The organism is Fuscovulum sp., assembly GCA_035192965.1.
In the GTDB taxonomy this organism is placed as follows: Bacteria; Pseudomonadota; Alphaproteobacteria; order Rhodobacterales; family Rhodobacteraceae; genus Paragemmobacter.
Genome location: CP136571.1, coordinates 3,600,661 through 3,613,343 on the forward strand (window position 1 = coordinate 3,600,661; position 12,683 = coordinate 3,613,343).

10 protein-coding genes are annotated in these 12,683 nt (G+C 65.4%); 6 read left to right on the forward strand and 4 right to left on the reverse strand.

The window, feature by feature from the left end:
* The first annotated feature begins 96 nt into the window (after nucleotides 1-96).
* The 3 genes from RSE12_17715 to RSE12_17725 all read left to right on the forward strand — a co-directional run bounded on the left by RSE12_17715 (nucleotide 97) and on the right by RSE12_17725 (nucleotide 3,800).
* Nucleotides 97-1,026, forward strand: a complete 930-nt coding sequence (locus RSE12_17715) for an MBL fold metallo-hydrolase (GenBank protein WRH62184.1) — start codon at nucleotides 97-99, stop codon at nucleotides 1,024-1,026.
* A 140-nt stretch (nucleotides 1,027-1,166) separates the two neighbouring features.
* Nucleotides 1,167-2,135 (forward strand): 1-phosphofructokinase family hexose kinase, encoded by a 969-nt coding sequence (locus tag RSE12_17720; protein WRH62185.1) that lies wholly within the window; start codon nucleotides 1,167-1,169, stop codon nucleotides 2,133-2,135.
* A gap of 174 nt (nucleotides 2,136-2,309) precedes the next feature.
* Nucleotides 2,310-3,800, forward strand: coding sequence for an endonuclease/exonuclease/phosphatase family protein (locus RSE12_17725; GenBank protein ID WRH62186.1), 1,491 nt, complete (start codon nucleotides 2,310-2,312; stop codon nucleotides 3,798-3,800).
* Between the two features lie 139 nt (nucleotides 3,801-3,939).
* Here the strand turns inward: RSE12_17725 and RSE12_17730 are convergent, their stop codons facing one another.
* Complete coding sequence (locus RSE12_17730) at nucleotides 3,940-5,607, reverse strand: NAD+ synthase (GenBank protein ID WRH62187.1); 1,668 nt, start codon at nucleotides 5,605-5,607, stop codon at nucleotides 3,940-3,942.
* Between the two features lie 136 nt (nucleotides 5,608-5,743).
* On the opposite strand from RSE12_17730, the gene RSE12_17735 reads away from it, so the two are divergent.
* Complete coding sequence (locus RSE12_17735; GenBank protein WRH62188.1) at nucleotides 5,744-7,219, forward strand: 2-isopropylmalate synthase; 1,476 nt, start codon at nucleotides 5,744-5,746, stop codon at nucleotides 7,217-7,219.
* A 141-nt stretch (nucleotides 7,220-7,360) separates the two neighbouring features.
* Here the strand turns inward: RSE12_17735 and RSE12_17740 are convergent, their stop codons facing one another.
* Nucleotides 7,361-8,884, reverse strand: coding sequence for a cryptochrome/photolyase family protein (locus RSE12_17740; GenBank protein WRH62189.1), 1,524 nt, complete (start codon nucleotides 8,882-8,884; stop codon nucleotides 7,361-7,363).
* Between the two features lie 85 nt (nucleotides 8,885-8,969).
* Nucleotides 8,970-9,632, reverse strand: a complete 663-nt coding sequence (locus tag RSE12_17745) for an SDR family NAD(P)-dependent oxidoreductase (GenBank protein WRH62190.1) — start codon at nucleotides 9,630-9,632, stop codon at nucleotides 8,970-8,972.
* 281 nt (nucleotides 9,633-9,913) lie between these two features.
* Between RSE12_17745 and RSE12_17750 the strand changes: the two genes are divergently transcribed.
* Nucleotides 9,914-11,488, forward strand: a complete 1,575-nt coding sequence (locus RSE12_17750; protein ID WRH62191.1) for a 2-isopropylmalate synthase — start codon at nucleotides 9,914-9,916, stop codon at nucleotides 11,486-11,488.
* 27 nt (nucleotides 11,489-11,515) lie between these two features.
* Here RSE12_17750 and RSE12_17755 read toward each other — a convergent pair whose 3' ends face one another.
* Complete coding sequence (locus RSE12_17755) at nucleotides 11,516-11,815, reverse strand: pentapeptide repeat-containing protein (protein ID WRH62192.1); 300 nt, start codon at nucleotides 11,813-11,815, stop codon at nucleotides 11,516-11,518.
* 177 nt (nucleotides 11,816-11,992) lie between these two features.
* On the opposite strand from RSE12_17755, the gene RSE12_17760 reads away from it, so the two are divergent.
* Nucleotides 11,993-12,676: a hypothetical protein gene (locus RSE12_17760; GenBank protein WRH62193.1), complete on the forward strand. Its 684-nt coding sequence runs from the start codon at nucleotides 11,993-11,995 to the stop codon at nucleotides 12,674-12,676.
* Nucleotides 12,677-12,683 lie beyond the last annotated feature (7 nt).

Below are 12,683 nucleotides of genomic sequence, written 5' to 3' on the forward strand. Positions count from 1 at the left end.
CAGATGTGCGCCACTGCACATGACCTGACTTAACCGTGACTGGCCGGAAAGGCCGGCCTTCCTATCCTTTTGGGCAGTTTTTCTCAGGAGGATGCCATGACGACCCTGTCCCGCCGCCACGCGCTGCTCGCCGGTGCCACCCTTCCCTTTGCCGCCCCCGCGCTGCTCTCGGCACGCCCGGCCCTTGCCGCCGCCCCGCAGCAGGGCCCGGCCAGCGCCCTGTTCAACCGCGCCAAACTTGGCGCGTTCGAGGTGACGACGATCCTCGCCGGCGCCCGCGCCGGTGACAAGCCGCAGGAAACCTTTGGCATGAACGTCACCCCCGAAGAATTTGCCGCCGCCTCGGCTGCGAACTTCATCCCCGCCGACAAGACCTACAACTTCTTCACCCCCGTCGTCGTGAACACCGGTGCGGAACTGGTGCTGTTTGACACCGGCCTTGCCAGCGACGCCACCACCGCCGCCCTTGCCAGCGCCGGGATCACCCCCGATCAGATCGACATCGTGGTCCTGACCCATATGCATGGCGACCATATCGGCGGCCTTTCCAATGACGCGGGCGAAGTGACCTATGCCAATGCCCGCTACGTGACTGGCGCGACCGAACACAACAACTGGTCCACTGCGGCAAACGAAGGCTTCGACGCCAAGGTCAAACCGCTGAACGACAAGTTCACCTTCCTCGATGATGGCGGCGCCGTGGTGTCGGGCATCACCGCCATGGCCGCACCGGGCCACACGCCGGGGCATTTCACCTATATGCTGGAATCAAACGGCGCGCGGATGGCCATTCTGGCCGACACGACCAACCACTATGTCTGGTCGCTGGCCTATCCCGATTGGGAAGTGCGCTTCGATCAGGACAAGGCGCAGGCCGCCGCCACCCGGCGCACGATCCTTGGCATGCTCGCCACCGACAAGATCCCCTTCGCGGGCTATCACATGCCCTTCCCCGGTGTGGGCTTCGTCGAAGCGAATGGCGACGGCTTCCGCTACGTCCCGGCCAGCTATCAGCTGATGCTCTGATTCAACGGGGGAGGGGGCAACCGCCCCCTCCCCCGCACCCCCTCCCCTTTCCCCAACCGAACAGCGGTTGCCCGGCACCGGGCGTTAGCGCTATCGTGGCCCTGGGGCACAGGCCCGCGTCGATCAGGGGGAAGCAGCACATGTCTGAAAACACAGCCGTTTTCCAGCAGACCCCGATCCTGACGCTCACCCTCAACCCGGCGCTGGATATGGCGACATCGGTACCGCAGATGGTGGCCGATGAAAAGCTGCGCTGCTCGGAACCCCAGCTTGATCCCGGCGGTGGCGGCCTGAACGTCAGCCGTGCGATCCATGCCCTTGGCGGTGAATCCCTCGCCCTCGTGGCCCTTGGCGGGCTCACCGGCGACCGGCTGGCCGTGCTGATCCGGCGCGAAGGCGTGATGTTTCTGGGCATCACCGGCCCCGGCGAAACCCGCCAGAGCCTGACAGTGAATGAGGCCGCCACCGGCCGCCAATACCGCTTCATGCTGCCTGGCCCGGTCTGGTCGGATGCCGATCAGGACCGCGTCTTCATGCTCTTGCGCGCCGCAGGCAAGCCGGGCGGCTTTGCCGTCATCTCTGGCAGCCAGCCACCCGGTGTGCCGATGGATTTCCCCGCCCGCCTTGCCGCCTCCATGGCCGGGATGCGCGTGGTGCTGGACACGTCGGGTGCCGCCCTCACTCAGGCGGTGACCCATCCCATCCCCGGACTGGACCTCTTGCGCATGGACGGCGAAGAGGCCGAGGCGCTGGCAGGCCGCAAACTGGACACCCGGACCGAGACCGCCGATTTCGCCCAATCCCTAGTGGCACGCGGCGTGGCGAAAAAGGTCGTCGTGGCGCGCGGGGCAGATGGGTCGGTGCTGGCCGATGCCACCCGCCGCCTCTTTGCCAAGGCCCCGAAGGTGACGGTGAACTCCAAGGTCGGCGCGGGCGACAGCTTTGTCGGGGGCTATATCCTGGCCCTCGCGCGCGGCCAGTCCGAGGCCCAGGCGCTGGCCCAAGGCGTGGCCGCCGCCGCCGCCGCCGTCATGTCCGCCGCCACCGAGCTTTGCCGGTCCGAGGATGTCGCGCGCCTACTGCCCGAGGCGGTGGTCAGCGAAACCTGATCCACCGCGCAGGATCGGGCGACGCGCCCTTTACCCTTCCGGCACCCATCATTCGCCTTGGTCAAAAGCCCCCTCGGCGCACCGCTTTTCCCTTGATCGCCCTCCCGGCTGTCGCGCAGGCTTTAACAATGCCTGACAGACTGCGCTCATGCCCCGACAGATGGAGTGCTGCCGATGCACCTGTTCTCCCTTCTGGCCCTGATCCTTTCCTGCCTGACCCTCGCCACTCTGCCCGCGCGGGCGGATGATCCCGTCCGGATCAAGGTTCTCAGCTTCAACATCTGGTATGGCGGCGATCAAGTCAGTTTCGCCCAAGTGATCGAAGCCATCCGTCTGGCCGATGCCGATGTGGTGGGTCTGCAGGAACCCGATGGCCGCACGGCGGATATCGCGGCTCTGGCAGGGTATCCTTACGTCGACACACGGCGGCATATCCTGTCGCGCTACCCGCTTTTTGATTCTGGCGCAGGCGAAACGCAGGCGACCGAGGCTCCGCCCTATTCCACCGCCGGGCTGGACCCGGATGCCTTGCATATCTGGGCACTGGTTGCGCCGGGCAAGGTGGTGGCGCTGGTCAACACGCATCTCACCTCCGATCCCTACGGCCCCGAACTGCTGCGCGACGGTGCAACACCCGCCGATGTTCTGGCCAATGAGGCCGACACCCGCCTGCCCGAGGCCGAGGCCCTGATCGCCGGCCTTGCCCCGGTCATCGCGTCCGGTGCGCCGGTGCTGGTCACAGGCGATTTCAACAGCCCGTCGCATCGCGACTGGACCGGAGATCGCGCCATCGCCTGGCCCGTTTCCAACGCGATGGAGGCAGCAGGCTTCACCGATACCTTCCGCGCCGCAAACCCCGACCCCGCCGCCCAACCCGGCCTGACATGGACACCCGGCCGCCCCGCGCCTTTCCTCCCCAAAGGCGAAACGCTGGACCGGATCGATTTCATCTGGCTTGCCAATGGCAACACCCTCTCATCGCTCGTGATGGGTGAGGCTGGAAATCCCCAAAACGGCCTCTCCGCTACACCCTGGCCCTCGGACCACCGCGCCGTCCTGTCCGAGGTCGCGGTCACCCCCATCCCTGCCCCGCCCCGCATCGCCGTGGAACCCCGCCCGGTGCAGGCCGGGGGCAGCTTCCTTTTGCGCGCGCTGCTGCCAGAGGGCGGCACCTATTCCGCCTATGTCCTGCCCCCCGGCGCGCGCCCCGATCAGGCGCTCACCGGTATCGCCGATGTCAATGCCGCCGACCGGCCCACCGTCCGGCTGTCCACCATCGGGCTGGACCCCGGCCCCTATGACGCCGTGCTGCTCAATGACCAAGGCGCGGAACTGGCCCGCACCTCCTTTCATATCATCCCGCAAGACGGGCTGGCCCGGATGGAGGTCACGGCCCCCGTCACCCCCGGCAGCGACGTCACCCTGCGCTTCTCCGGTGCGCCCGGGTTCAAGCTGGATTGGGTGGGCATCTACCGAAAAGGCGATCCCTCGGTCTACAACTACCTCGGCTTCGCCTACACCGGGTCCCGCATCGCGGGCGATCTGACTTTCCCCGCTGATGAGCTTTACGAAGAACTCACCCCCGGCGACTATGAAGCGCGGCTGATGTTCGATGACCACTACCGCGTGATGGCCATCGCCCCCTTCACCGTCGCCGCGCCCTGATCAGGCCGAAGATGGGTATTTGGGCCAAGATGAAACCCCGCCCCTTCATCTTGGCAAAAATACCCCGGGGGTGAGCCGCCGCAGGCGGCGAGGGGGCAAGGCCCCCTGCCAACGCCAGCCACAAGCGCTGTCGCCCGGATCAGGCCGCGCCGCTGCCATCGCGCCAGCGGTTCACCATCGGATAGCGCCGATCCAGCCAGAACGCCTTTTGCGTTAACCGCACGCCGGGGGCAGCCTGAAAACGCTTCCATTCCGAGGTATAAAGCAGGCTTTCCACCCGTTTCACGGTCGCCAGATCAAAGCCCTGCGCCACGATCTGCGCAACCGACAGATCCTTTTCCACCAGCCCCTCAAGAATGGCATCCAGAATGTCATAGGGCGGCAGGCTGTCATCATCCCGCTGGTCCGGGCGCAATTCGGCGCTGGGCGGCTTGTCGATGATGCGCTGCGGGATCACCTCATCGCGCGGGCCTTTCATCCAGGGACGGTGGTTCTCATTCCGCCAGCGACAGGTGTCGAACACCCGCGTCTTCCACAGATCCTTGATCGGGTTATAGCCACCGTTCATGTCGCCATAGATCGTGCAATAGCCCACCGCCACCTCGGACTTGTTCCCCGTGGTCAAGAGCATCGCGCCAAACTTGTTCGACAAGGCCATCAGCAGCAGGCCACGCAGCCGCGACTGGATGTTCTCTTCGGTGATCCCCGGCGTGGTCCCCGCAAACAGCGGTGCCAGCGCCACCCCCACCGCCGCCTGCGGCCCCGAAATCGGGATCGTATCCAGCTTTGCCCCCAGCCGCCTCGCGCAATCCCCCGCATCCTCAAGCGAATGGGCCGAGGTGAATTCGGATGGCAGCATCACGCAATGCACATTTTCCGGCCCCAGCGCATCGGCGGCAATCGTCGCCACCAGCGCCGAATCAATCCCGCCCGACAGGCCCAAAACCACCTTGGAAAAACCCGATTTCGCCAGATAGTCATGCAGCCCCACCGTCATGGCGCGGTAATCGGCCTCGGCCACCGGGGGGATCGGCGCGATGGCCCCCTTTTGCGCCTGCCATCCCTCACCGGTGCGGGTGAAATCCACATGCGTCACGCAATCGTCGAATTGCGGGAACTGCACCGCCAGATGCCCGCCCGGGTTCAGCACCATGGAACAGCCGTCAAACACCTGATCATCCTGCCCGCCGGTCATGTTGAGATACACCAGCGGCAGCCCCGTCTCGACCACGCGCGACACCATCAGGTTCAGCCGCAGGTCCGGCTTGCCGCGATGATAGGGCGATCCGTTGGGCACCAGCAGGATCTCGGCCCCCGTCTCGGCCAGCGTCTCGGCCACATCCGGGTGCCAGCTGTCCTCGCAGATCGGCGTGCCGATGCGCACCCCGTTGACCACATAGGGGCCATGCACATCGGCCGGGGTGAACAGCCGCTTTTCATCAAACACCCCGTCATTGGGCAGATGATGCTTCAGCACGGTTGCCGTGATCTGCCCGCCCTGCAGGATGTAATAGGCGTTGAACAACCGCCCATCCCGCAGCGCAGGCCCCCCGATGCCCAGCGCCGGGCCATCGGCGCAATCGCGCGCCAACCCCTCGATCGCCGCAATCGCCTCGGCCACGAAGGCGGGCTTCTGGATGAGATCCTGCGTCTGATAGCCGGTGATGAACATCTCCGTCAGCGCGGCCATGTCGGCGCGGGCGGCCTTGGCCTCTTCCCACAGGGCGCGGGCGCGGGCGGCATTGGCGGCGATGGCCCCCACCGTGGGGTTCAGCTGCGCCAGCGTCAGACGGAAGGTATCGCTCATGCGCGGAATATCCCTGTTCTTTCCAGATCGTTCTAGCAGAACGAAGGCGAAGGGAAAGGTGCGCGGCTTGCGGCAGGCCGGGGCGGCGGCTAGGCTGCACCGCGCAAGTGGGATGATGGACAGACAGGCGGCAGGGATGCGGAACGGACGGGCAGTTTGGGCACTCACCTTGGCGGCGGCGCTGGCCATGCCCGCAGGCGCCTATGCGCAGGACGAGGGCGAGGTCATCACCAAGCAATATGATGACGGATCGGTCTATGAAGGCACCTTCCGCAACGGGCTCCAGCATGGCATCGGCACCTATCGCCTGCCCAACGGGTTCGAATATTCCGGCGAATGGCAGGATGGCCAGATCACCGGCACCGGACGCGCCACCTATCCCAACGGGTCGGTCTATGAAGGCGCCTTCGTCGCAGGCAAACCCGAAGGCAAGGGCAAGATCACCTATCCCGATGGCGGAAGCTATGAGGGCGACTGGGTCGCGGGCGCGATCACCGGGGCGGGTGTTGCCCGCTATGCAAATGGCGCGGTCTATACCGGGCGCTTCAAGGACGGCAAACATGATGGCCGCGGCGTGATGGAAGGCCCCGGCGGCTATCGGTTTGAGGGCAGCTGGGTCGCGGGCGAAAAGGATGGCGAAGGCAAGGTCACCTATCCCGATGGCGCGGTCTATGACGGGATGCTCAAGGCAGGCCAACGCAGCGGGCGCGGCACGCTCACCCTGCCGGACGGGATGACCTATGTCGGCGATTGGCTGGATGGCCAGATCAACGGTCAGGGCAAGCTGACGCAGGCCAATGGCGATGTCTATGAAGGCGCCTTCAAGGACGGGCTGAAAACCGGCACCGGCACGCTGACCTACGCCAATGGCGATGTCTATCAGGGCAATTTCACCGCCGACCGCCGCAGCGGGCAAGGCGTGTTCCGCAGCACCGATGGTTATGTCCTCGAAGGCATCTGGTCCGAAGGCAGCCTGTCGGGCCAAGGCAAGCTGACCTATCCCGATGGCGCGGTCTATCAGGGCGCGCTGGTCGCTGACCGGCCGCAGGGCAAGGGCAAGATCACCTATGCCGACGGCTCCACCTATGAAGGCGATTGGGCGGCCGGCGTGATCACCGGCACCGGAACCGCCACCTATGCCGACGGGTCGGTCTATCAGGGGCGTTTCGTCGACGCCAAACCCGAAGGCCAGGGCAAGATGACCAAGCCCGATGGCTATGTCTATGACGGCCAATGGAAAGCAGGCCTGCGCGAAGGCAAAGGCACCGCCACTTTTGCCGACGGGTCGGTTTATGAGGGAGATTTCAAGGCCGGCCTGCGCCACGGCACGGGCAAGCTGACCATGCCGGATGGTTTCATCTATGAAGGCGCGTGGCTTGATGGCGAAATCCACGGTCAGGGCCGCGCCACCTATCCCGGCGGCGATATCTATGAAGGCGCGTTCGAAAAGGGCAAACGGCAGGGACAGGGCAAACTCACCTATGCCAGCGGTCAGGTGGCCGAAGGCAACTGGCTCAACGGCATCCTCGTGGCCCCGCCCGAAGCGCAACCGGAAGCACCGACAGAGCCACCAGCGGCACCGGAAGCAGCCCCCGCTCCCGCAGAAAACTGACCCGCCCCTCTCTTCTCTGCAAAAAATATCCTCCGGGGGTGAGGAGCGGAAGCTCCGAGGGGGCGGAACGCCCCCTGATTTTTCGCATGAAAAATCGTCCTGCTACGCTGCCACTGAAGATGCCGCTTCAAGGCAAGGGCCTCAAACCACCTCACCCGCATCCATCCGCGCCAGAAACAGATCGGCCTCGCGCAGCACCCGGTCCTTATGCCCTGCCTCCATCTTGTCCCAGGTCCGGTACATCTGCGCCATCCGCGGATTGGCCTCAAACCGCGCTCGGTGCCGGGTCAGGAAATGCCAATACAACAGGTTGAACGGACAGGCCGCCGCCCCTGACTTTTCCTTCACCTTATAGGCACAGCCGCCGCAGTAATCCGACATCCGGTCGATATAGGCCCCGGAACTGACGTAAGGCTTGGACCCCACCACACCGCCATCGGCGAATTGGCTCATCCCCAGTGTGTTCGGTGCCTCCACCCATTCAAAGGCATCGGCATAGACCGACAGATACCATTCATGCACCGCGCCGGGGTCCACCCCGGCCAGCAGGGCGAAATTCCCGGTCACCATCAGCCGCTGAATGTGATGGGCATAGGCGAGGTCGCGCGTCTGCCCCACCGCATGCGACAGGCAGCGCATCCGCGTCTTGCCCCCCCAGTAAAGCGGCGGCAACGCGCGGGAATGGCCCAGCGCATTGCGCGTCAGATACTCCGGCCCCTCCAGCGCCCAGATGCCGCGAATGAACTCGCGCCAGCCGATGATCTGGCGGATGAACCCCTCTGCCGCGTTGATCGGCGCGCGCCCCGCGCGCCATTCCGCCTCGACCCGCTGGCAGATTTCCATCGGTGTCAGCAACCCGATATTCAGATAGGGCGAAATCAGCGCATGGCTCAGCGTGGGATCCCCCGCCAGCATCGCATCCTGCTCATCCCCGAATGTGGGCAGCGCATGGGTGGCGAAATGGTCCAGCGCGGCCAGCGCATCCGTGCGCGTCACGCCCCAACCAAAAGGCCGCACCGCGCCGAAATGCGCGCCAAACCGCGCCTCGACCAGCGCCAGCACCTCCTCCGTCACCGCATCGGGGGCAAAGCGCGGCGGGCGCGGGCGGAACAGATCCGCCTTGGCGGGCTTGCGATTGTCATGGTCGAAATTCCACTGCCCCCCCGCGGGCTTGTCCCCCTCCATCATCAGCCCGGTCTTGCGCCGCATCTCGCGATAGAACCACTCCATCCGCAATTGCTTGCGCCCTTCGGCCCAGTCCGCGAACTCACTCTCTGAACACAAAAATCGATCATCGGGCAGTTGCGTCACCGGGATCGGGCAATCCGCCAATGCCTGCCGCAGCCGCCAATCCCCCGGCGCGGTGGCGATCACCTGCGCCGCGCCAAACTCTGCCGCGCGCCGGATCAATTCGCCGGGGATGGACTGGCTGTTGTCGGCATCATCCAGCCTGGAATAGGCGACCGTCACCCCACTGCTGCGCAGATCATTGGCGAAATGCCGCATCGCCGACAGGATCAGCGCGATCTTCTGCGGATGGTGGGGCACATGGCTGCCCTCTGCCATCACCTCGGCCATCACCACCACATCGCCCGGCCCTGCCGCGCGCAGCGCCGCGACATTGGGCGTCAACTGGTCGCCCAGCACCAGGATCAGACGCGTCATGCGCGCCCTCCTGATACGTGGCACGGGATGGAACCGTCGGATTTGGGTATTTGGGCCAAGATGAAGCCCATGGCGCAGGTCACGATCACCACGGGATCACCTTCCCCTGCCAGTCATAGAACCCGCCCGTCTCTGCCGGGGTCAGCCCATCCAGCACCGCCAGCAGGTTTTCCGCCGCCACCGCAGGCGTCACTGTCGGATGCCCCCCCGCATAGGCCGCCGTCAGCGACGTGGCCACCGTGCCGGGATGCAGCGCCACCAGCGTGGCCTGCGGATGGTTGCGCGCCAGTTCGACGGATGCCGTGCGGATGATTTGATTCAGCGCCGCCTTGGCCGCCCGATAACCATGCCAACCGCCCAGCCGATTATCCCCGATCGACCCCACCCGCGCCGACAGCGCCGCGATCTTCGCAGGCCGATCCCTGGGAACCAGCCGCAGCGCGTGCTTCAGCACCAGCGCCGGGCCGATGGCGTTCAGCGCGAATTGCGCCGCCATCGCCGCCGGGTCCAGCGCGCGCAGCGCCTTTTCCGGCCGCGCGCCGTCGATCTCCAGCCCGCCCGTCGCGATGAAGATCAGATCCACCCCCGGCTCCAGCGGGGCCAGCACCCGCGCGATGCTGTCCTCATCCGTCAGGTCCAGCCCATGATCGCGCCGCGACAGGCCGGTGACCGCAGCCCCCCGCCCCTCCAGCGCCGCGACAAGTGCCGCGCCGATGCCGCCCGATGATCCGATGATGACTGCGCGCATGGGGCACCCCCTGTTCCGGCCCGACATTCAGGCCGGGCAGATAAGCCGATGAAAAGCGCGGGCAAGGCGCGTTTTCCGCCTTGCGCTGCCGCAATTCCTGCGTATCGTCGCGCCCCATGACACGGGACCAGCATATCGCTTTCACGACAGGCGCATTCAGCGCCCTGCCCGCCCGTGACCTGCTTCTCCTTAGCCGCCTCTGAGCGTGCCCTTGGGCGCGACCGCTCGGAGGTGAACAGCGCCCGCCAAGGAAAAGCACAGACGGCACAAGGAAAACAGCCATGACTGATACCAGCACGCAACCCCGCGTCATGATCTTTGACACCACCCTGCGCGATGGCGAACAATCGCCCGGCGCCACCATGACCCATGCCGAAAAGCTGGAAATCGCAGGCCTCTTGGATGAAATGGGCGTCGATATCATCGAGGCGGGCTTTCCCATCGCCTCGGAGGGTGATTTCAACGCCGTCAGCGAAATCGCCAAGCGCGCGAAAACCTCCACCATCTGCGGCCTCGCCCGCGCCAATTTCAAGGATATCGACCGCTGCTGGGAGGCCGTGCGCCACGCCAAATCCCCGCGCATCCACACCTTCATCGGCACCTCGCCACTGCACCGCGCCATCCCCAATCTGGACATGGACCAGATGGCCGAACGCATCCATGACACCGTGACCCATGCCCGCAACCTGTGCGACAACGTGCAATGGTCGCCCATGGATGCCACGCGGACGGAAGCCGATTACCTCTGCCGCGTGGTCGAGATTGCCATCAAGGCCGGGGCCACCACCATCAACATCCCCGATACCGTGGGCTACACCTACCCGTTTGAATCCGCCAAGATCATCCGCATGCTGCTCGAACGCGTCCCCGGCGCGGATACAATCATCTTTGCCACCCATTGCCACAACGACCTTGGCATGGCGACGGCCAACGCCCTCGCGGCGGTCGAGGCGGGCGCGCGTCAGATCGAATGCACGATCAACGGCCTTGGCGAACGCGCGGGCAACACCGCGCTGGAAGAGGTCGTCATGGCGATGAAGGTCCGCAATGACATCCTGCCCTACCGCACCGGCATCGACACGACCAAGATCATGAACCTGTCCCGCCGCGTCTCCACCGTGTCGGGCTTTCCGGTGCAGTTCAACAAGGCCATCGTCGGCAAGAACGCCTTCTTGCACGAATCCGGCATCCATCAGGACGGCGTGCTGAAGAATGTCGAAACCTTCGAAATCATGCGCCCCGAAGACATCGGCCTGAACCAGAAGAACCTGACCATGGGCAAACATTCCGGCCGCGCCGCCCTGCGGGCAAAGCTCAAGGAACTGGGCTACGATCTGGCCGACAACCAACTGAATGATGTGTTCGTCCGCTTCAAGGCGCTCGCCGACCGCAAGAAGGAAGTCTATGACGACGACCTGATCGCCCTTGTGGCGGATGAGGCGACGATGGACGCGCATGACACGCTGGTGCTGAAAAAGTTGCGCGTGATCTGCGGGACCGAAGGCCCGCAAGAGGCCGACATGGTGCTGACCATCGACGGGGTCGATCACCACATCGACGCCACGGGCGACGGCCCGGTGGATGCGGCCTTCAACTGCATCAAGATGCTGTTCCCGCACAAGGCGCGGTTGCAGGTCTATCAGGTTGCCGCCGTGACCGAAGGCACCGACGCGCAGGCCACCGTCTCCGTCCGGCTGGAGGAGGACGGCCGCATCGTCACCGGCGCCAGCGCCGACACCGATACCATCGTGGCATCGGTGAAGGCCTATGTGAACGCCCTCAACCGCCTCATCGTCCGCCGCCAGAAAACCGCGCCGGGCGAGGATGTGAAGACCGTCACCTATCACGGCGAGTGACAGGACAGGGGCGGCGCAGGCCGCCCCTTACCCCTTCACCTGCCGCCACAGCGCGATCATCTCTTCCACCGACACCCCGTCGATCACCATCCCGGTCAGGCGGCAATTCGTCACCACCGCGCCGGACAGGTTCAAGTTCTGCAACACCGCGCCTGACAGGTTGACGTCATTCATATGCCAGCCCGACAGGTTGCTGTCATTGAACCGCGCACCCGACAGGTTGATCTGGTTGAACGTGGCCCCCGACAGATTGGCATCGTTGAACCGAGACCCCGACAGATCAGCATCATTCACATCCAGCGTTTCCGTCACATGGTGCAGCTTCACGGTCCTGTCTCCCTGCTTCCCGCGCGAACGCATCTCACCAAAGGATCAAGCGCGGGGCGTCGGGGTCTGTCAACGCGGAACCCATGTTACAGTCAGGCTGTTGTTCCGCCGCGATCCGGCTAGGGTCACATTGGGTGCCCCACCCCATCAAACGCCCCGGAAAAAAGGACCACCGCTATGCGCTTTCTCGATTTCAGCACTTGGCAGGGCGCGTTCACCACAATCCTCGGCATCGCCATCATCGCCCTCATCGGGGTGGGCATTCGCGTTCTGGTGATGCTCACCATCCAGCAGCGTCAGCAGCGCATGAACCGCCAGATCAACGAACGGCTGAAAACGCTGATCGCGGCCTACCGCACCTTGGGCGGCTCCTTCACCGGGGAATTGACGGTGAACCCGGCCCATCTGCGCGGCCCGCGCGCCCAGGGTACGGATACCCCTCCCCCTGCGACGGACAGCCCGGATGCGCCCAACCCCACCTGGGACCGTCCCCGCCTGATCCGCGACGCGGTCGAGGCGGCCCTGTCCGACATCCTGCTTCTGGGCACCGAAGAGCATGTCCGCCTCGCCGCACAGGCCGCCAGCGACATGGCCGCCGGGCGGCCCATCCATACGGCGGAACTCGTCACTGCGCTGCGGCGGTTCATCCGCCTCGCCCTCGATCTTGACCCGATCCCGGAAACACTCGCCATCCCGCTGCAAGGGCCGACACGGCCGCAAAGCGGCGGATCGCGCGGCGGGCGCGAAGGTGGCGGCCGCGGCGCAGGTGGCGGCGCGGGTGGCGAAGGCGGCGGCGCAGGGGGTGGCATGGGGATGGGGATGGCCGCAGGTCGTGGCGATGACGCCGCCCCCCCGGCCTGACCGCCCG